Source organism: Kitasatospora sp. NPDC004240 (assembly GCF_053603215.1).
The window spans coordinates 1-18,003 of sequence record NZ_JBSGFD010000175.1; the positions used below are offsets into that span (position 1 = coordinate 1).

The window sequence follows — 18,003 nt, forward strand, 5'->3', positions numbered from 1 at the left end:
CGGCCCCCGCCCGCGCGGCGGCGCGGAGCGGGCCGGGGCCGCCGCCGCACGGCTCACCGCCCTGCTGCCCGACCCGCTGGACGCGATGCTCGCGGTCGCCGCCGTGAACACCACCGTGGCCGCCCTGCCGCGGGCCGCCGCCTGGTGCTCCGACGCCGGCCTGTGGCCCGCCGTCGAACCCGCCGCCGCCCCCGCGCTCGCCGCCGAACTCCTCCGGCTGACCGCCCCCTCCCCGCTGCTCCCCCGGGTCGCCGCCGCCGACGCCACCGTGGCCGGCCGGCGGATCACCGCCGGGGACCGGCTGGTCCTGGTCGCCCGGCACGCCGCCGGCGCCCACCGCACCGGCCCCTCCGCCGGCCCGGCCGCCGCCCAGGCGGTCTTCGGCGCAGGACCGCACGCCTGCCCGGGCGCCACCCTGGCCCGCACCCAACTCGCCGACCTCCTCCTCGCGCTGGCCCCGTACCGCCCGGTGGTCACGACCGCCCGGGTGGACCGCCGGGCCGCCCTGCCCGGCTACCGCGCGCTCGTCCTCCGCGCCACCGCGCCCGCACCAAGAAGCGCCACCCGGCCCGCGCCGGGGAGCGCCACCGGGCCGGCCGCCACCGAGGGGGCCGCGTGCGGATAGCCGTCACCGGCGCCGGCGGTTTCTGCGGCTCGCACGTCGCCCGGGCCGCCGCCGCCCACGGTCTGGACGTCGTCTGCCTGGGCCGCCGCCCCGGCCCGGTCGGCCGGCACGTGTCCTGGGAGGCCACCGCCGGGGACCCGGACCTCGGCGGCGCCGACCTGGTCGTGCACTGCGCCGCCGCCGTCGGCGACCCGCCGCCCGGCTCCCCCGCCGAGGCCGAGCAGTACGCCGTCAACGTCACCGGCACCGAACGCCTGCTGCGCGCCGCCGCCGGCCGCCCGCTGGTCTGGGTGAGCAGCGCCAGCGTGTACGACCCCCGGCCGCGCCGCGGCCGCCTGCGGGAGGACCACCCCACCGAGGGCGGCCACCTCAACGCGTACGGCCGCACCAAGGCCGCCGGGGAACGGCTCGCCCTGGCCGCCGGGGCCGTGGTGCTGCGCCCGCGCGCGGTGTACGGGCCGGGCGACCCGCACCTGGTGCCCCGGCTGCTGGAGCGGGTGCGGCACGGGGTGCTGCTGCTCCCCGGCCGGGACGTGCGGCTCAGTCTGACCGCGGTGCCCAACCTGGCCGACGCCTGCCTGGCGGCGCTGGGTATGACGGGGGGCCGCGCCTGGGCCCCCGGCGCGTACAACATCGCCGACGGACGCTCCTACCGGCGGGACGAGGTGGTCCGCACGGTGCTCGCCGCGCACGGTGTGGCGGCCCGGATCGGCCGGCTGCCCGCCCCGCTCGCCCGGCTGGCCGCCCGCACCGGACGGATCCCCGGGCTGACCCCGTACGCCGTCGACCAGCTCTCCCGCGAGGTGGTGCTGGACCTCGGCCGGGCCCGGGCGCAGGGCTGGCGCCCGCGCTGGGACCTCGAAGCCGTCCTGCACGGCGCGGACCTCTGAGGCTCCCCCGGACCTCCGGACCGCCCGGACCCGGGTACGCCGAGGCGCCCGCACCCCGAACCGGGGGTGCGGGCGCCTCGGCCCGGTCAGCTCCGGGCGGCCTTCTTCACCAGGACCACCACGGCGGCGGCGATGCCGACCACGACCAGCACCTTGATCAGCAGGGCCAGCAGCGCGCCGACCACGCCGAAGACGAATCCGATGATGTTCCACGCCAGGATGAGCACGACGACCGGAACGACGATGTTGCGCACCCAGGAGGGCAGCGACTTCCAGAGCTCGGCCATGTCCGTACCTTCTCTCCCCTCGGGCCGGCCGCCGTCCTGGTGCCGCATCCCGTCCGCTTTCGATGCTTCGATCGTACGGGGGCGGACGTGGCACAACGAGGGTCAACGGCCCGGAGAGAACCCGGAGATCCCCCCTACCCCCGGCCCCGGGGGGATCCCCGAGGGGCGGCTCACACCGGCCAGGTCTCACCACGCCAGGCGGCGTCCCAGAACATCCACTCGTAGCGCGACGTGGTCACGAAGTGCTCGGTGACCCGGCGCCGTTCGGCCGCCGAGAGCTCCTCGCCGATCCGGTCGGTGAGCGCCAGCACCCGGCGGACCACCCCCTGGAAGGCCTCGTCGCCGTAGGTGGCGATCCAGCGGGCGTACAGCGGGTCGGGGGAGGACTTGGTCAGCAGTTCCTCGCCGACCCGGGCGTAGATCCAGTAGCAGGGCAGCACCGCGCCGACCGCCTCCGCGAAGGAGCCGCCGTACACGGTGGCCAGCAGGTAGCTGGTGTAGGCGCGGGTGGTGGGCAGCACCGGTTCGGCGGCGGCGAGCTCCGCGTCCGAGCCGAAGGCCGTCATGAACTCGGCGTGCATGCCCTGCTCGGCGGCCAGGGCGCCGACCGCGTCGTCCGCGAAGGCCCGCACGTCCTGTTCACCGGGCGCCTTGGCGGCGCAGACGGCGAGCGCGCGGGCGTAGTCGCGCAGGTAGTGCGAGTCCTGGACGACGAAGTGGCGGAACGCCTCGCGCGGCAGGGTGCCGTCGGTGAGGCCGCCGATGAAGGGGTGGTCGAGGATCGCGGCGTAGACCGGCTCGATCTCCGCCCAGAGTTCTTCCGTCAGGCTCAGGCTCATGCCCACGACCCTAAGGCCTGCCCGCCGGAGCCCCGCCGGGCCCCGGACCGGTCCACCGGCGGACGGCGGAGCGCGGCAGGGAGCACGGCGGACGGCGGAGCGTTCAGTCCTCCGGCGGGGAGAAGACCACCAGCACCCGCAGTTCCTCGGTGATGTGGTGGAAGCGGTGCGGCACCCCGGCCGGTACGTACACCACCGTGCCGCGGGCCACCGTGGTGGTCTCGTGGCCGACGGTCAGCTCGGCCCGTCCGCTGACGACCTGGTAGATCTCGTCCTGGGCGTGCGCGGTCTGCGGGTCGCTGTCGCCGGGGGAGAGCGCGTACAGCCCGGCGGACATCCGGGGCTCGCGCAGGAACCGCAGGTAGGCGCCGTCGTTGGCGGCGCGCTCGGCGTCGAGTTCGTCCAGCCGGAACAGCTTCACCGGTGCGCCCCCTTCTGCTTCCGTCCAGGGGCATTCAACACCACCGCGGCCGCCGGGACCTTCCCCCATCCCCGCCCGGCCTGCGACGCTGACCCCATGAAGGGTTTCGTGATCAAAACACTCGTCAACGCGGTGGCCATCTGCGTCGCCGCACTGATCGTTCCGTCCATCATCCTGGAGGGCGACGACTGGGGGCAGAAGTCCCTCACGCTGGTCGCCGTGGCGCTGATCTTCGGTGTGGTGAACTGGCTGGTCAAGCCGCTGGTGAAGCTCCTGGCGCTGCCGCTGTTCATCCTCACCCTCGGCCTGATCACCTTCGTCATCAACGCCTTGATGCTCTGGCTGACCTCCGTGGCCTCCGACCACCTCAACCTGGACTTCCACGTCGACGATTTCGTCGGCGCCCTGGTCGGCTCGCTGATCATCAGCCTGGTCTCCTGGGGTCTCAACCTGGCCCTCGGCGACGACGACTGAGCCCGTACGGTGCCCGGGGGCCGCGCGGCCCGGGCGTGGTGCGGCCCGGCCCGCGGAAGGGGCCCGGACCCGGTGGATCCACCGGGTCCGGGCCCCTTCTTCCGTTCCCGCGCCTCGGCGGGGGCGCTCACCCCGCGTTCTCGCGGCCCCGCAGGATCGCCGCGAGCTCGGCGTCCAGCTCGCCGCCGCTGATCTCCTGACCCATCGGCACCAGCCGGTCGGTCCTGGACAGGAAGGCGACCAGCGGCGGGGCGGAGGCCCGTAGCCGCGCGTCCCCGTCGGGGGAGCGCAGGACGACGCACACCTCGGCGAGTTCCCCGCCGACCGGGTGGATGCGCACGTCACCCTCGCCGGACGGCCGGCTGATCCCGTCCAGCAGGAGCTCGCGGGCGAAGACCCAGGTGACGGGCTCGTCACCGGGCAGGTGGAAGGTGAAGCGGACCGCGTAGGGGTCGACGCGGTCGTAGTCGAGGTCGACCACGATGCGGAAGGAGAGCTCGTTCGAGACCACGAGGTGCATGGCCACGTGAGCCTGGACTGTGCTGTGCTGCATGGCGCCAGTACCTCTCGTTGCTGCCCGGCCGGCGGTGGGGCCTCGTTCGCCGGACACTGCGGTTCGCTGTCGTAACGGAGTGCGGCTGGAGCTACGGTGCGTGCGGCGGATTGCACGGTTTTGGCCGCGATTCCCCGTTCGATCCTCATCGTCCATGTTTGTGGCCTTGGTGGACAAGGTGCGCTTTTTCAAATGGTGAACGAGGAGCAACCGTGGCCGGGGCGTGTGCGTCAGAGGACGAACGACGGCGCCATCCCGCCCACCCGCAGCCGCAGCCGCTCGGCGGCCCCGGGCAGCCGCTCGGCCCGTTCGACCGGCAGCGAGAGCGCCATGGTCGCCACCACGGAGCCGATGGTGATCGGGACGGCCGCGCAGACCGTGCCGAGCGCGTACTCCTGCCGCTCCAGCACCGGCATGGTGGGCCGCACGGCGGCCAGTCGGCGCAGCACCGAGCGCCCGTCGGCCAGCGAGTACGGGGTGAGGCCGGTGGGCGGGTGCCGGGAGAGGTGGTCGCGCCGCGCCTCCTCGGGGAGCTGGCCGAGCAGGCACTGGCCGATCGCGTGGGCGTGCGCGGTGGCGCGGAAGTCGGCCCAGGGCTCGACGGCGGGCCGGTCGGGGGACTCCACGGTGCCCACGACCCGCACCTCCCCGTCCTGGTAGAGCGCGAAGTAGACGGCGGCGCCCAGCTCGTCGCGTAACTCCTCCATCCGGGCGCGCAGTTCCCGCGAGCGCCGGCCGCAGGCGTACGGGTCGCCGCTCCCCGGGCCCTCGGCGCCCGGCTCGCCGCCGCCCGGTTCGCCGGCGGACCCGTCGCGGAAGAACCGCCCGTCGGCCCGGTGGAGGTAGCCCTCGTGGGTCAGGGTGCGCAGCAGGTGGTAGGTGGTGCCCAGCGGGAGTCCGGCGGCCCGGGCCAGCTGCTTGGCGGTGGCGCCCTGGCGGTGGCCCCCGACGACCTCCAGCAGGCGCAGGGCCCGTTGGACGGAGGTGATCAGGGTCGGCGTCCGCACCGCTCCCCCCGCCCCGACCCCCTCGGACGACTCCGTGATGCGTTCCATGGCCAACCCCAGCCCCCAGCCCGAGTCAGTGCGCGGGAGGACAAGCGGAGCGAGATGCTCCGTTTTGTCCGATGGTCGCCCATTGCAGCACAGGGCGAACACCGCCGCAATCACTCCCACCCCTCTCGCCGGGGAAAATCCTTCGATTCTCGGGCAGTCACCCATATCCGCTCACCACATCCAAGTACCGACTGCGATTCCTCTTCGCTATCCAAGATCCACGGCGGCCGCGCCCTGTCCTCGAACGGACGCACCCGGGCCGGGCCGCGTTTCGGCCCCCGGCCCCCGCGGGAGACTCCCGCACAACGCTCCCGCCCCGGAGGCCGTCATGCGCACCCCACCGCGCCCCGTCGTCAAGCGCACCGCGCGGGCGATCCTGCTGGAGATCGACCCGGACGACCCGTACGGACCGGCCTCGATCGTGCTGATCCGGCGGGTGCGGCCCGGCTCCGCCCACCCGTACTGGATCACTCCCGGCGGCGGCGTCGAACCCGGTGACCGCACGGTGGTCGAGGCGCTGCACCGCGAGGTGGACGAGGAACTCGGCGGCAAGGTCGCCGACGTGGTGCCCGCCTTCGTCGCCACCATCAGCCACACCCACCACGACGACGGCACCCTGCTCCACCCGCACGGGGTGAAGGTGCAGCACTTCTTCGTCTGCCGGCTGGTCTCGATGGACCTCTCGCTGCGGCACGGCCCCGAGGTGGACGACCCCAACGGCGAGTACGAGGTGGTCCGGCTGCCGTTCACCCGGGAGGGCGTCACCTCGGTGAACGTCGTCCCGCCGAGCCTGCGGGCGTACCTCGCGGGCAACATCGAGGGCATCCGCGCGCTGCTCGCGCCCGACCTCGGCTGAACCCGGAACGCCTCCGTCCCGGCCCGCCCGGCGCCGTCCCGGCCTCCCGGGCCCGTTCAGCCCGCCGCCAGGTCCCCAACCAGGTCGTGCCGGATCCGCTCCGGTGCCACCCCGGCCCGCAGCAGCACGCCCACCGAGCGCCGGATCATCGCGGCCGGCCCGCTCAGGTACGCCTCCCGGCCCCGCCACGGCCCGAACCGGGCTACCACCTCGGGCAGTTCACCGCGCAGCACCCCGCCGGGCCCGTCCAGTCCGGCCGGCCCGTCGGCGGGGGGCAGCGGCCCCCCGGCCGAGATCACCGGCCGCACCGAGAGCCACGGGTTGTGCTCGGCGAAGGCGCGCAGCGACTCCAGTGCGTACAACTCGCCCGCCTGCCGGGCGCCGTAGAACACCTCGACCCTGCGGCCCGCCGCACCGTGCGCGGCGACCTCCTCGACCAGGGCGCCGATCGGGGCGATCCCGGTGCCGCCGCCGAGGCAGAGCAGGTCGGCGCCGCCCGCGTGGTCGACCGTCATCGTCCCGGCCGCCGGGCCCAGCCGCAGCACGTCGCCCGGCCCGGCCCGGTGGACCAGCGCGTTGCTCACCCAGCCCGCCGGCAGCGCCTTGACGTGGAAGGTCAGCAGGCCGTCCGGCCGGGGTGCGGTGGCGAAGGAGTAGTGCCGCCAGACCCGCGGCCACCAGGGCGTCTCCAGGCTGGTGTACTGGCCGGCCCGGTACGGGTAGGGCTGGTCCGGGCGGACGGTGATCTCCGCGACGTCCGGGGTGCGCAGCCGGTGGGAGACCACCTCGGCCTGCCACCAGGCGGGCGCGGTCAGGGCGTCCCGTTCGGCGGCCTCGATCATGATGCCGGAGACCAGCCGGTACACCCGCCGCCAGGCCAGCTCGGTCTCGGAGTCCCACCGGCTGCCGCTGAACCGGGCCAGTGCCTCCACCAGGCACTCGCCGACCGGCCCGTAGTGCCCGGTCAGCGTGCCGTAGCGGCGGTGGCCCCGGCCGAGGGCGCCGAGGTGGGCGCGGAGCGCCTCCGGGTCGTGGGCGCCGCGGGCGGCCGCCAGCAGCGCCCGGAAGAGCCGGTCGCGCTGCACGTCCATGGCGGCGGGGAACAGCGCCCGCACCTCGGGGTGGTGCAGGAAGATCAGCGCGTAGAAGTGCGCGGTGGCCCGGTCCGCGACCGGCTCGACCACCGCCAGGCTGTCCCTGATCAGCTCGATGTCCCGGGCGGTGGGCGGCAGTTCGGCCGCCGCACGCAGATCGGGGGCGGGCTCCGCGATCGGTTCCGGGCGGGCCTGGGCCAGGCTCTGCAACGCCTGGACGTGGCCGCCGAGGGCGTCCCCGGCCACGGGCGGGGGGCCGTCGCCGGGCCCGGCCCAGTTGAGGCCGGGCGCCCGGGGGAACAGCGGCTCGATCACCGGGGCGGCGGCCGAGGTGGGGCCGGCGGGCGGGTGGGCGTCCGGGGCGTGGGCGGCCGGGGGCGCGGGGACGGCCGGCGGTTCGGCCGGCGGGTCCGGGATCACCGGCGGGACGGACGGGGGCGCCGGCGGCGGGACCACCTGGACGGGCTCCGGCTCGGGGAACGCCCGCTCCGCCGCCTCCGCCACGGACAGCGCCTCCGGCGGGGGCGGCGTCTGCGCCGGGGGGACGGCCAGGGCCGCGGGCGCCGGCGGGCCCAGGGGTACCGGGGGCAGGTCCGGCGGGATGTCCGGGAGGCCGGAGGTGTCCGGCAGGCCCTGGGCGTCCGGGAGACCGGGCACCACCGAGACCCCCGCCGAGCCGTGCCCGGTGCGGACCAGGAGCGTTCTGCGTGACTTCACCGCAACGTGTCGAGTACCCAAGAGAATCGTTTCGCCTCCGGTCGGCCCAGCAACCACCTGGCTCGTCTCTGTTGACGCCCCGGTAGCGTGGCACGGCCGAAAAGCCCATCCGACAAATCACGCGAAGCGGGGACACCCACCGTCCCCTCGCGCTACTCTCGCCCGACCTCCGGTCGCCCCGCGTGGCCGTTCAGCCACGCAAGGCGACCGGATCCCGACGGGAACCGGCAGCTCAGAGCTGCCGCAGCAGCATCCCCGGCTGCTCGACGCAGTCCGCGACGAACCGCAGGAAGCCGCCCGCCGTACCGCCGTCGCAGACCCGGTGGTCGAAGGTGAACGACAGCTGGGTCACCTCGCGCACCGCCAGTTCGCCCCGGTGGACCCAGGGCTTGGCCACGATCCGGCCGACCCCGAGCATCGCGGCCTCCGGGTGGTTGAGGATCGGGGTGGAGCCGTCCACGCCGAACACCCCGTAGTTGTTCAGCGTGAAGGTCCCGCCGGTCAGTTCGGCCGGCCCGAGCGAGCCCGTCCGCGCCGATTCGGTCAGCTTCGCGAGCTCCACGCCGAGCTGTTCGGTGCTCAGCCGCTGCGCGTCCTTCACCACCGGGACGACCAGCCCGCGCTCGCCCTGCGCCGCGAAGCCCAGGTGCACCGCGGAGTGCCGCAGGATCCCCGAACCGTCGGGCGTCACACTGGAGTTGAGCTCCGGGAAGCGGTCCAGCGCGGCCACGCAGATCCGGGCCAGCAGCGCCAGCACGCTCACCTTCGGCCCCGGCGTGGCGTTCAACTGCCTTCGCAGTGCCATCAGTTCGGTGGCGTCCGCGTCCACCCAGCAGGTCGCCGCCGGGATCTCCCGGTGGGAGCGGCCCAGCTTCTCGGCCACCGCCTTGCGCAGCCCGCGCAGCGGCACGACCTCGCCCTGGGCACCCGCCGCGACGGCCGCGGGGGCCGGCGCCGGGGCGGCCTTCGAGGCGACCGCCCGGTCGACGTCCGCCCGCATGATCAGCCCGTCCGGGCCGCTGCCGCTGAGGGTCGCCAGGTCGATCCCGTGCTCCCGGGCACTGCGCCGCACCAGCGGCGAGATCACCGGCACCACCACGGGGGTCACGGCCACCGGGGCCACCGGCTCGGCCACGGCCACCGGCGCCGAATCGGTCACCGCGGCAGGTCCCACGGCGGCGGGCACCGCGGCGGGCACGGTGGCGGGCACGCCCACCCGGCGCCGCCGGCCGCCCCGGTCGGGCTCCGCGACGCCGTACCCGACCAGCGGCCGCTCCACGCCGGCCGCGGCCGAGGGCTCCGAGGCCGACAGCGGCGGCTCGCCCTCCCCCGGGGCCACCGCGACGGTCACCAGCGGGGCGCCCACCGGCACCTCCTCGCCGGGCTCGCCGAACCGGGCGGTGACCACCCCGCCGTACGGGCAGGGCACCTCCACCACGGCCTTGGCGGTCTCCACCTCCACCACCGGCTGGTCGACGGCGATCACCTCGCCGACCTCGACCAGCCAGCGCACGACCTCCGCCTCGGTGAGCCCCTCACCGAGGTCGGGCAGGGTGAACTCGCGCACCACGGCCATCATTCTCAGTCCTCCCACTGCAGCCGGGCGACCGCGTCCAGGATCCGGTCCACCCCGGGCAGGTGGTGGTGCTCCAGCATCGGCGGCGGGTACGGGATGTCGAAGCCGGTGACCCGCAGCACCGGCGCGGCCAGGTGGTGGAAGCAGCGCTCGGTGATCCGGGCGGCGATCTCCGCGCCGGTGCCGCCGAAGCCGGTCGCCTCGTGCACCACCACGGCCCGGCCCAGCGAGCGCACCACCGAGCAGACCGTCTCGTCGTCGAAGGGCACCAGGCTGCGCAGGTCCAGCACCGCGAGGTCCCAGCCCTCGGCCTTCGCCACCTCGGCCGCCTCCAGGCAGACCGGCAGCGAGGGGCCGTAGGTGATCAGGACGGCGGAGCGGCCGGGGCGCCGCAGCACGGCCCGCCCGATCGGCTCGACCGGGGCCGCCGTGTCGAGCTCCGACTTGCCCCAGTAGAGCCGCTTGGGCTCCAGGAAGACCACCGGGTCGTCCGAGGCGATCGAGGCCCGCAGCAGCCCGTACGCGTCGCCGACGGTGGCCGGGGTGACCACGTGCAGGCCCGGGGTGCTCGCGTAGTACGCCTCGGAGGCGTCGCTGTGGTGCTCCACGCCGCCGATGCCGCCGCCGTAGGGGATCCGGACGGTGATCGGCAGCGGCAGCCGGCCGGCCGTGCGGTTGCGCATCTTGGCGACGTGCGAGAACAGCTGCTCCAGCGCCGGGTAGGCGAAGGCGTCGAACTGCATCTCGACCACCGGGCGCAGCCCGTACATGGCCATGCCGATGGCGGTGCCGAGGATGCCGGCCTCGGCGAGCGGGGTGTCCAGGCAGCGGTCCGGGCCGAACTCGGCGGTCAGCCCGTCGGTGATCCGGAAGACACCGCCGAGCGCGCCGACGTCCTCGCCGAGGACGTGGACGGCCGGGTCCTCGCGCATGGCGTCCCGCAGCGCGGTGTTGAGCGCCTGCGCCATGGTGGCGGTGCGCACGGGGGCGCCGGCGGGGGCGGCATCGGCGCTGTGCCGCGCAGCGGCCCGGCCGGGGGTGGTGGCGGGCGACGGGCGGGCGGTCTTGGGCATCAGTGCTGCACCTCGGCCTCGGCGGCCAGCTCGGCGGCCAGCTGGGCGGCCTGCTCGGTCAGTTGCGGGGTCGGCTCGGCGTAGACGTGCGCGAACAGCGACATCGGGTCGAGCTCCGGCTCGGCGTGGAACTCGGCGCGCATCCGCGCCGCCAGCGCCTCCGCCTCCTCGGCCGCCTCCCGCACCAGGGCGTCGTCCAGCAGGCCGAGCCCGCGCAGCGCCCGCTCCATCAGCAGGATCGGGTCGTGCTCGCGCCAGGCGGCGACCTCGTCCTCGTCCCGGTAGCGGGTGGCGTCGTCGGCGTTGGTGTGCGCCTCGGCGCGGTAGGTGAGCGCCTCCACCAGGGTGGGGCCGCCGCCGGTGCGGGCCCGCTCGACGGCCTCGGCGAGCACGCTGTGCACGGCGGGGGCGTCGTTGCCGTCCACCAGCCGGCCCGGCATGCCGTAGCCGACGGCCTTGTGGGCCAGGCTGGGCGCGGCGGACTGCGCGGTGAGCGGGACGGAGATCGCGTACCCGTTGTTCTGCACCAGGAAGACGACCGGGGCGCGGAGCACGGCGGCGAAGTTGAGCGCCTCGTGGAAGTCGCCCTCGCTGGTGCCGCCGTCGCCGAGCATCGCCAGCGCGACCAGCGGATCCCCGGCCAGCCGGGCGGCGTGCGCCAGACCGACGGCGTGCGGCGCCTGGGTGGCCAGCGGGGTGCACAGCGGCGCGGTGCGGGTGGCCACCGGGTCGTAGCCGGTGTGGGCGTTGCCGCGCAGCAGGGTCAGCGACTCCAGCGGGTCGACGCCCCGGGAGACCACCGCGAGGGTGTCGCGGTAGCTGGGGAAGAGCCAGTCGCGCTCGTCGAGCGCCAGCGCGGCGGCGATCTGGCAGGCCTCCTGGCCGGTGGAGGCCGGGTAGACGGCCAGCCGGCCCTGCTTGGTCAGGGTGGTGGCCTGCTGGTTGTAGCGGCGGCCGACGACCAGGCGCCGGTACAGCTCGCGCAGCAGCGCGGGGTCGTACTTCTCCAGGGCGGAGGTGCCGAGGACCCGGACGGGTGCGGCGTCGGGCAGCAGCGGGCCGGGGTCGGTCCGGGGCGCGCTGGCGCCGGGCAGCCAACCAGGTACGGCTGCCAAGTGTCTGTGGTCGAGAACGGTCATCTCGGGGCACCTCCAGGGGTGGCGGGGGCTCCCTACCGATTGTTCGGTCGTCTGTTCATCTTGACCAGAAGCGTGACAAGGTGGTGGACAATCGGCCCGGGCAGCGGTCTGCTGGAGTCAGTGCGTCCAATCGGTGAGGGTGGGGGGTCATGTCGGCTGAACAGATGTCCAGACTCGACCGTGTCGACCGGTCGATCCTGCGGCTGCTGCAGCAGGACGGTCGCGCCTCGATCCGCTCGGTCGCCGAGCGGGTGCACGTGTCCCGGGCGAACGCGTACGCCCGGATCTCCAGGATGGTCGAGGACGGCGTCATCCGCGGCTTCACCGCCCGGGTGGACCACGAGAAGGCCGGTCAGGGCGCGTCCGCGTACATCACGCTGAAGATCGTCCAGAACTCCTGGCGGACGGTCCGCGAGCAGCTGCGGGCGCTGCCGGGGGTCGCCCACATCGCCCTGGTCGGCGGCGACTTCGACGTGCTGCTGCTGGTGCACACGGCCGACAACCAGGAGCTGCGCGACCTGGTCCTGGGCAGCATCCAGTCGATCCCCCAGGTGCTGGGCACCCGGACGATGCTGGTCTTCGAGGAGACCGACCTGGTCCCCCCGGACTGACTCCCCCGGGCTGCCGGGGTACGGGGCCAGGCCCTGTCCGGCCGATCCTGCCGGACCGGCCCTAGCGGGCCCGCAGACCGTCGAAGGCCAGGTGCACCACGGCGTCCGCGACGCCGTCGGCCGCCTTCACGCCCGGCCGGTACCACTCCACGATCGAGTTGATCATCCCGAACAGCAGCCGGGTGGCCAGCCGCGGCTCCACGTCCGCCCGCAGCGAGCCGTCCGCGACCGCGGCCCGCAGCAGCTCGGCCACCTGGTGGTCGAACTCCCGGCGGCGCTCCAGCGCCCACTGCTCGGTGGCCGTGTTGCCGCGCACCCGCAGCAGCAGCGTCACGTACGGCAGCTCGGCCAGCAGCACCTCGGTGGTGCGCCGCACCACGTGCTCCAGCCGGTCCACCGCGGGCCCCTCCACCGCCGCGGGCTCGGCGAGGATCGCGAACAGCCCGTCCAGCGCCCGGCCGACCGCGAGGCGCAGCAGCTCCTCCTTGCCGCGCACGTGGTGGTAGATCGAGGACTTGGAGATGCCGGCCGCCCGCGACAGGTCCTCCATCGAGGTGCCGTCGTAACCGCGCTCGTTGAAGACGTCGACGGTCACCGCGAGCAGTGACTCCACGGTGTAGGTGGTGCGCGTGGTGTGATCGGCCATCCTCCGAGTATCCCCGGCCCCGGACGGCCGGATGCGACGGGGGCCCGCTCCCGGGAAGGCGGGCCTTGGTCTGAACCAGAGGGCAGGACCTAGACTCGGCGGACGATCCGTCCGTAGCCACAGGATTCCGAAGCCTCAGGGTGGGCCAAGTCTGATGAGTACTACACCGGCCGCGACCTCCGACGTGCCCGAGCAGCGCGCCGCCGACGAACGGGCCTCCCCGGCCCCCGCCGGCGTGTGGCAGGAGCGCGCGCGGGCGCTGGTCCTGCGCTTCGGGCCGGCCGTCTGGTGCTACGCGGTGCTCAAGCTGATCGGCTTCACCGTCTTCATGAAGCTGCTCTCCTTCTCGGGCGACTACCTGGAGAAGCACCCGCGCTTCGGCGGCGGCGCCCAGCCCTGGGACGTGCTGGCCAGCTGGGACGGCTGGTGGTACCAGCAGGTCGCGGAGTTCGGCTACCACCCGGCGCTGGTGCTGGTCCCCGGCGGCACCCCCGGCTTCACGATCGAGCAGAACTCGGCCGCCTTCTTCCCGCTCTACCCCGGCCTGATGCGACTGGTCTCGGACGTCACGGGCCTCGGCCTGTACGGCGCCGGGATGCTCGTCTCGGTGATCGGCTCGCTGTTCGCCGCCGCCGGCATCTACGCGGTGGTCGAGAAGCTGTCCGGCCCCCGGGCCGGTGTGATCGCGGCCGGCATCTGGGCGATCGCCCCCGGCTCCGGCGCCGAGTGGGCGCTGTACTCGGACTCCACCTTCGTCGCGCTGGCCTCGTGGGCCTGCTACTGCGTGATGACCAAGCAGTGGGTGGCGGCCGGGGTGCTGAGCCTGGTGGCGGGCCTCAACCGGCCCACCTCGGCGGCCCTGATCGGCGCCGTGGGCCTGGCCGCCATCGTCGAGCTGTACCGGCGGGAGAGCGGGGTCCTGCGTCCGCTCGCCGCCATGCTGCTGGCCCCGGTCGGGCTGCTCGGCTACGTGGGCTGGGTCGGCTGGCGGATGGGCGAGTGGGGCGGGTACTTCCGGCTCCAGCACGACGCCTGGCTGCACTACTTCGACTGGGGCGTGGGCACCTCCAACGCGATCCGCGGGGTGCTCCTGGGCCGCACCGACTACCCCTTCGCCTTCCCGGTCGCGGACATGCTCTCCACCCTGCTGGTGCTCTCGCTGCCGGTGCTGATCGCGCTGATGATCCGGCTGCGCCCGCCGCTGGTGCTGGTCGCCTACACGCTGGCGACCATCGTCTCGGTGCTGGGCAGCCTGGGCATCTTCGGCAACACCTCGCGCTACCTGCTGCCGGCCTTCCCGCTGTTCATCGCGCTCGCGGTGGCGATGCGCCGGCTGAGCTGGCCGGTCCTGGCCGCCGTGCTCGGCACCGGGGCGGTCGCCTCCGGCTGGTACGGCGGGTACGTGATATTCGAGCTCGGCATCCCGTAGACCGCGAGGACCCCCGGGAGCACCGGGCGAGCACGTCCGGGAGCGGCCTCCCGGAGCCCGTCGGGGCGCGTCCGATCCGGACGCGCCCCGATTCCTTTCCCGCCGCCCCTTGAGCCGACCGATCGTTCGGTTACTCTGTGACGTGTCCCGTCCTCCCCTCTGAGGAGCGCACAGATGTCCGCAGCGGTCACCCACCCCCTCGTCGCCGAGCTGGTCGAACGCCACCAGGCCACCCTGGACGCCGCGCTCGACGCGGCCGCGAAGCGCGACTACTGGTCGCCCTACCCCGAGTTCCCCAAGGCGTACGGCGAGAGCGGCCTCCAGGACGGCAAGGCCGCCTTCGAGGCCCTGCTCGGCAGCCCCTTCGTCCTGGACGGCCACCCCGCCGACGGCGACCTGGTCGGCGGCGAGACCTCCCCGTACGGCGTCGAGCTGGGCATCGGCTACCCGCACGCCGGGCCCGACGCGCTGATCGCCGCCCTGCGCGCCGCCCAGCCGGGCTGGGCCTCGGCCGGACCTCTCGCCCGCGCCGCGGTCTGCCTGGAGATCCTGGCCCGGATCAACGCCCGCTCGCACGAGTTCGCGCACGCCGTCATGCACACCACCGGCCAGGCGTACGGCATGGCCTTCCAGGCCGGCGGCCCGCACGCCCAGGACCGCGGCCTGGAGGCCGTCGCGTACGCCTTCGCCGAGCAGACCCGGCTGCCGCGGCAGGCCGGCTGGACCAAGCCGCAGGGCAAGCGCGACCCGCTGGTGATGACCAAGGAGTTCACCGTCGTCCCGCGCGGCCTCGCGCTGCTGATCGGCTGCAACACCTTCCCGACCTGGAACGGCTACCCGGGCCTGTTCGCCTCGCTGGCCACCGGCAACCCCGTGCTGGTCAAGCCGCACCCGCGGGCCGTGCTCCCGCTCGCGCTGACCGTCGCGGTCGCCCGCGAGGTGCTGGCCGAGGCCGGCTTCGACCCCAACCTGGTCTGCCTGGCCGCCGAGCACGAGGGCGGCACGGTCGCCAAGACGCTCGCCGTCCGCCCCGAGATCAAGCTGATCGACTACACCGGCTCGACCGCCTTCGGCGAGTGGCTGGAGGAGAACGCCCGCCAGGCCGAGGTCTACACCGAGAAGGCCGGCGTCAACACCGTGGTCGTCGACTCCACCGACGACTACAAGGGCATGCTGACCAACCTGGCCTTCTCGCTCTCCCTCTACAGCGGCCAGATGTGCACCACCCCGCAGAACCTGCTGATCCCGCGCACCGGCATCGACACCGACCAGGGCGCCAAGGCCTACGACCAGGTGGTCTCCGACCTCGCCGCCGCCATCGAGGGCCTGCTCTCCGACGACGCCCGCGCCGCCGCCATCCTCGGCGCCGTGGTCAACCCGGGCGTGCTGCAGCGCAGCGCCCGGGCCGCCGACGGCGAGTTCGGCGAACTCGCCCTGGCCCCGCGGGTGGTGGCCTCGCCCGAGTTCCCGTCCGCGGTCGTCCGCACGCCCGCGCTGGTCAAGCTGGACGCCGACAAGCCGGACGACCGCACGGTCTTCGGCGGCGAGTGCTTCGGCCCGGTCTCCTTCGCGGTCGCCGTCGAGTCCACCGCCGCCGCGGTGGAGCTGCTGCGCGACACCACCCGCTCCCAGGGCGCGATGACCGCCTCCGCCTACACCACCTCGCCCGAGGTGGAGGAGGCGCTGGTGGGCGCGGCGCTGGACAGCGGCGTGTCGCTCTCCTTCAACCTCACCGGCGGTGTGTACGCCAACCAGACCGCCGCCTTCTCCGACCTGCACGGCACCGGCGCCAACCCGGCGGCCAACTCCGCCTACTGCGACGGCGCGTTCGTCGCCAACCGGTTCCGCACGGTGGAGATCCGCCGCCACAGCTGACCGGGTCGTCCGGCTCCCCGGACGGCGCCCCGGACGGCGCCCGGAACGGCTCCCCGGCCGGCTCCCCGTACGGCCCTCCGGACCCCGGCTCCCCACCGAGCCGGGGTCCGGAGATTCACAGCCGTCCGCGGTCCGGCGATGATGGACACCGGAAGGCGGCTGCCACAGCGCCCAACATCCGTCCGACCATCGGGAGCTGACACATGACCGCGAAACAGAACGGCACCGACGTCCTGGTCGTCGGCGCCGGACCGACCGGGCTGCTGCTCGCCGGCGACCTGGCCACCGCAGGGGTCCGGGTCACCGTCCTGGAGAAGCGCGGCGCCGAGTCCAACCTCACCCGGGCGTTCGCCGTGCACGCCCGCACCCTGGAGCAGCTCGACGCCCGCGGCCTCGCCGACGAGCTGATCACCACCGGCACGGCCCTCGACACCCTGCGGCTGTTCAACCGGCTCCGGGTCGACCTCGGCCACCTGCCGACCCGGTTCCCGTTCGTCCTGATCACCCCGCAGTACAACACCGAGCGGCTGCTCCAGGAACGCGCCCTGAAGGCCGGCGCGACCGTCCTGCGCGGCGCGGAGGTCACCGGGCTGCGCCAGGACGCCGAGGGCGTCACCGTCGAGGTCAGGGAGGGCGACGCCGTCGTCACCCACCGCGCCCGCTACGTGGTCGGCACCGACGGCGTCCACTCCACCGTCCGCGACCTGCTGGGCATCCCGTTCCCCGGCGAGTCCGTGGTCAACTCGGTGCTCCTCGCGGACGTCCGGCTGGAGCGCAGCCCCGAGGAGGTGCTCAGCGTCGGCGCCAACGAGGACGGCTTCGCCTTCGTGGTCCCGTTCGGCGACGGCTGGTACCGGGTGATCGCCTGGGACCGCCACGGCAGCCGGCCCGACGGCACCGCCCCCTCCGTCGAGCGGATCGCCGACATCGCCCGGCGCGCCCTCGGCGAGGACTACGGCCTGCACGACGCCCGCTGGACCTCCACCTTCCACAGCGACGAACGCCAGGCCCCCAACTACCGCTCCGGCCGGGTGTTCCTGGCCGGCGACGCCGCCCACTGCCACTCCCCGGCCGGCGGCCAGGGCATGAACACCGGCCTCCAGGACGCCGCCAACCTGTCCTGGAAGCTCGCCGCCGCCGTCCAGGGGCGGGCCTCCGACGCCCTGCTCGACACCTACCAGGCCGAGCGCCACCCGGTCGGTCGGGCCGCCCTGCGCACCTCCGGCGCCCTGGTGCGGCTCGCGCTCGCCAAGTCCGTCCCGGCCCGTGCCCTGCGCGGCACGCTGACCGCCCTCGCCGACCACCTCGACCCGGTCGCCGACCGCGGCGCCCACACCGTCTCCGGCATCGACATCCGCTACGCCGCGCCCAAGGACTCCCACCCGCTGGTCGGCCGCCGCGTCCCGGACCTGCGGCTCACCGCGCTCGAAGAGCCCCGCGAGGGCGAGCCGCCCGCGCCGGAACGGCTGTACGAGGCGCTGCGCGCGGGCCGGTTCGTCCTGGTCAGCAATGACGAGCTGTCCGCCGCCGAGCCGTGGTCCGACCGGCTGGTCACCGCCGCCCCGGCCGACCCGCACGGCAAGCTGCGCGACACCGTGCTGCTGGTCCGCCCGGACGGCCACACCGCCTGGGCCGCCGTCGACCCCGGCCGCGGCCAGCTGCGCGCCGCCCTCACCCAGTGGCTCGGCGACCCGTCCGAGGACTGAGTCCCCGCGGGCCCTCCGGCGACGCCCGTCGCCGGAGGGGCCCTAAGACCGACCGGCAATAGGGGTGCGGCGTCGCGGGCCGATGGCTGTCGCCCGGACGGTTTCTCCTCGGTCACCAGGGCTCCGCCATGGCTCCT

General features: G+C 74.6%; 17 protein-coding genes and 1 pseudogene. 8 read left to right on the forward strand and 10 right to left on the reverse strand.

Going from position 1 to position 18,003, the window contains the following annotated elements; all coding sequences use genetic code 11:
* Together ACWEQL_RS33075 and ACWEQL_RS33080 are read left to right on the forward strand one after the other, a co-directional pair.
* Positions 1-625 (forward strand): annotated as a pseudogene (locus tag ACWEQL_RS33075) (hypothetical protein); the annotation flags it as partial.
* Positions 616-1,515, forward strand: a complete 900-nt coding sequence (locus ACWEQL_RS33080) for an NAD-dependent epimerase/dehydratase family protein (RefSeq protein WP_452154067.1) — start codon at positions 616-618, stop codon at positions 1,513-1,515. The pseudogene ACWEQL_RS33075 and the gene ACWEQL_RS33080, both read left to right, overlap by 10 nt.
* Positions 1,516-1,601: 86 nt before the next feature.
* Here the strand turns inward: ACWEQL_RS33080 and ACWEQL_RS33085 are convergent, their stop codons facing one another.
* The 3 genes from ACWEQL_RS33085 to ACWEQL_RS33095 all read right to left on the reverse strand — a co-directional run bounded on the left by ACWEQL_RS33085 (position 1,602) and on the right by ACWEQL_RS33095 (position 3,062).
* Positions 1,602-1,802 carry a DUF5326 family protein gene (locus tag ACWEQL_RS33085; RefSeq protein ID WP_452154068.1) on the reverse strand — a complete coding sequence of 67 codons (201 nt, stop codon included), beginning with the start codon at positions 1,800-1,802 and terminating at the stop codon, positions 1,602-1,604.
* A 170-nt stretch (positions 1,803-1,972) separates the two neighbouring features.
* Complete coding sequence (gene tenA, locus ACWEQL_RS33090) at positions 1,973-2,641, reverse strand: thiaminase II (protein WP_452154069.1); 669 nt, start codon at positions 2,639-2,641, stop codon at positions 1,973-1,975.
* Between the two features lie 103 nt (positions 2,642-2,744).
* Complete coding sequence (locus ACWEQL_RS33095; protein ID WP_452154070.1) at positions 2,745-3,062, reverse strand: cupin domain-containing protein; 318 nt, start codon at positions 3,060-3,062, stop codon at positions 2,745-2,747.
* 96 nt (positions 3,063-3,158) lie between these two features.
* On the opposite strand from ACWEQL_RS33095, the gene ACWEQL_RS33100 reads away from it, so the two are divergent.
* The gene (locus ACWEQL_RS33100; RefSeq protein ID WP_452154071.1) at positions 3,159-3,536 is read left to right on the forward strand and encodes a phage holin family protein; all 378 of its coding nucleotides are present in this window, start codon (positions 3,159-3,161) and stop codon (positions 3,534-3,536) included.
* A 127-nt stretch (positions 3,537-3,663) separates the two neighbouring features.
* Here the strand turns inward: ACWEQL_RS33100 and ACWEQL_RS33105 are convergent, their stop codons facing one another.
* Entirely contained in the window at positions 3,664-4,089 is a 426-nt protein-coding gene (locus ACWEQL_RS33105) for an SsgA family sporulation/cell division regulator (RefSeq protein WP_452154072.1), read from the reverse strand.
* A 230-nt stretch (positions 4,090-4,319) separates the two neighbouring features.
* Positions 4,320-5,144 carry an IclR family transcriptional regulator gene (locus ACWEQL_RS33110; RefSeq protein ID WP_452154073.1) on the reverse strand — a complete coding sequence of 275 codons (825 nt, stop codon included), beginning with the start codon at positions 5,142-5,144 and terminating at the stop codon, positions 4,320-4,322.
* Between the two features lie 328 nt (positions 5,145-5,472).
* Here ACWEQL_RS33110 and ACWEQL_RS33115 point away from each other — a divergent pair, with 328 nt between their 5' ends.
* On the forward strand, positions 5,473-6,000 hold the full coding sequence (locus ACWEQL_RS33115) for an NUDIX domain-containing protein (protein ID WP_452154074.1): 528 nt from the start codon (positions 5,473-5,475) through the stop codon (positions 5,998-6,000).
* 56 nt (positions 6,001-6,056) lie between these two features.
* On the opposite strand, the gene ACWEQL_RS33120 is transcribed toward ACWEQL_RS33115, so the two are convergent.
* The 4 genes from ACWEQL_RS33120 to pdhA all read right to left on the reverse strand — a co-directional run bounded on the left by ACWEQL_RS33120 (position 6,057) and on the right by pdhA (position 11,599).
* Entirely contained in the window at positions 6,057-7,811 is a 1,755-nt protein-coding gene (locus ACWEQL_RS33120) for a globin domain-containing protein (RefSeq protein ID WP_452154075.1), read from the reverse strand.
* A 232-nt stretch (positions 7,812-8,043) separates the two neighbouring features.
* A complete protein-coding gene (locus ACWEQL_RS33125; RefSeq protein WP_452154082.1) occupies positions 8,044-9,387 on the reverse strand; it encodes a dihydrolipoamide acetyltransferase family protein in 1,344 nt (447 codons plus the stop codon).
* 5 nt (positions 9,388-9,392) lie between these two features.
* Positions 9,393-10,355 carry an alpha-ketoacid dehydrogenase subunit beta gene (locus ACWEQL_RS33130; protein WP_452154083.1) on the reverse strand — a complete coding sequence of 321 codons (963 nt, stop codon included), beginning with the start codon at positions 10,353-10,355 and terminating at the stop codon, positions 9,393-9,395.
* 104 nt (positions 10,356-10,459) lie between these two features.
* Positions 10,460-11,599 carry a pyruvate dehydrogenase (acetyl-transferring) E1 component subunit alpha gene (pdhA, locus tag ACWEQL_RS33135; protein ID WP_452154076.1) on the reverse strand — a complete coding sequence of 380 codons (1,140 nt, stop codon included), beginning with the start codon at positions 11,597-11,599 and terminating at the stop codon, positions 10,460-10,462.
* A gap of 149 nt (positions 11,600-11,748) precedes the next feature.
* Between pdhA and ACWEQL_RS33140 the strand changes: the two genes are divergently transcribed.
* Positions 11,749-12,210 (forward strand): Lrp/AsnC family transcriptional regulator, encoded by a 462-nt coding sequence (locus tag ACWEQL_RS33140; protein ID WP_452154077.1) that lies wholly within the window; start codon positions 11,749-11,751, stop codon positions 12,208-12,210.
* Positions 12,211-12,271: 61 nt separating this feature from the next.
* On the opposite strand, the gene ACWEQL_RS33145 is transcribed toward ACWEQL_RS33140, so the two are convergent.
* On the reverse strand, positions 12,272-12,856 hold the full coding sequence (locus ACWEQL_RS33145) for a TetR/AcrR family transcriptional regulator (protein ID WP_452154078.1): 585 nt from the start codon (positions 12,854-12,856) through the stop codon (positions 12,272-12,274).
* A 154-nt stretch (positions 12,857-13,010) separates the two neighbouring features.
* Here ACWEQL_RS33145 and ACWEQL_RS33150 point away from each other — a divergent pair, with 154 nt between their 5' ends.
* The 3 genes from ACWEQL_RS33150 to ACWEQL_RS33160 all read left to right on the forward strand — a co-directional run bounded on the left by ACWEQL_RS33150 (position 13,011) and on the right by ACWEQL_RS33160 (position 17,866).
* Positions 13,011-14,285, forward strand: coding sequence for a hypothetical protein (locus ACWEQL_RS33150; RefSeq protein WP_452154079.1), 1,275 nt, complete (start codon positions 13,011-13,013; stop codon positions 14,283-14,285).
* A gap of 174 nt (positions 14,286-14,459) precedes the next feature.
* Positions 14,460-16,160, forward strand: coding sequence for a phenylacetic acid degradation protein PaaN (gene paaN, locus ACWEQL_RS33155; RefSeq protein ID WP_452154080.1), 1,701 nt, complete (start codon positions 14,460-14,462; stop codon positions 16,158-16,160).
* A gap of 203 nt (positions 16,161-16,363) precedes the next feature.
* Positions 16,364-17,866, forward strand: a complete 1,503-nt coding sequence (locus ACWEQL_RS33160; protein ID WP_452154081.1) for an FAD-dependent monooxygenase — start codon at positions 16,364-16,366, stop codon at positions 17,864-17,866.
* Positions 17,867-18,003 lie beyond the last annotated feature (137 nt).

Excerpts from the sequence above, each read along its gene's own strand:
- ACWEQL_RS33085 (WP_452154068.1), bottom strand. The coding sequence starts at position 1,802 with ATGGCCGAGCTCTGGAAGTCGCTGCCCTCCTGGGTGCGCAACATCGTC.
- tenA (WP_452154069.1), bottom strand. The coding sequence starts at position 2,641 with ATGAGCCTGAGCCTGACGGAAGAACTCTGGGCGGAGATCGAGCCGGTC.
- ACWEQL_RS33100 (WP_452154071.1), top strand. The coding sequence starts at position 3,159 with ATGAAGGGTTTCGTGATCAAAACACTCGTCAACGCGGTGGCCATCTGC.
- ACWEQL_RS33105 (WP_452154072.1), bottom strand. The coding sequence starts at position 4,089 with ATGCAGCACAGCACAGTCCAGGCTCACGTGGCCATGCACCTCGTGGTC.
- ACWEQL_RS33110 (WP_452154073.1), bottom strand. The coding sequence starts at position 5,144 with ATGGAACGCATCACGGAGTCGTCCGAGGGGGTCGGGGCGGGGGGAGCG.
- ACWEQL_RS33115 (WP_452154074.1), top strand. The coding sequence starts at position 5,473 with ATGCGCACCCCACCGCGCCCCGTCGTCAAGCGCACCGCGCGGGCGATC.
- ACWEQL_RS33125 (WP_452154082.1), bottom strand. The coding sequence starts at position 9,387 with ATGGCCGTGGTGCGCGAGTTCACCCTGCCCGACCTCGGTGAGGGGCTC.
- ACWEQL_RS33130 (WP_452154083.1), bottom strand. The coding sequence starts at position 10,355 with ATGGCGCAGGCGCTCAACACCGCGCTGCGGGACGCCATGCGCGAGGAC.
- pdhA (WP_452154076.1), bottom strand. The coding sequence starts at position 11,599 with ATGACCGTTCTCGACCACAGACACTTGGCAGCCGTACCTGGTTGGCTG.
- ACWEQL_RS33140 (WP_452154077.1), top strand. The coding sequence starts at position 11,749 with ATGTCGGCTGAACAGATGTCCAGACTCGACCGTGTCGACCGGTCGATC.
- ACWEQL_RS33145 (WP_452154078.1), bottom strand. The coding sequence starts at position 12,856 with ATGGCCGATCACACCACGCGCACCACCTACACCGTGGAGTCACTGCTC.
- ACWEQL_RS33150 (WP_452154079.1), top strand. The coding sequence starts at position 13,011 with ATGAGTACTACACCGGCCGCGACCTCCGACGTGCCCGAGCAGCGCGCC.
- paaN (WP_452154080.1), top strand. The coding sequence starts at position 14,460 with ATGTCCGCAGCGGTCACCCACCCCCTCGTCGCCGAGCTGGTCGAACGC.
- ACWEQL_RS33160 (WP_452154081.1), top strand. The coding sequence starts at position 16,364 with ATGACCGCGAAACAGAACGGCACCGACGTCCTGGTCGTCGGCGCCGGA.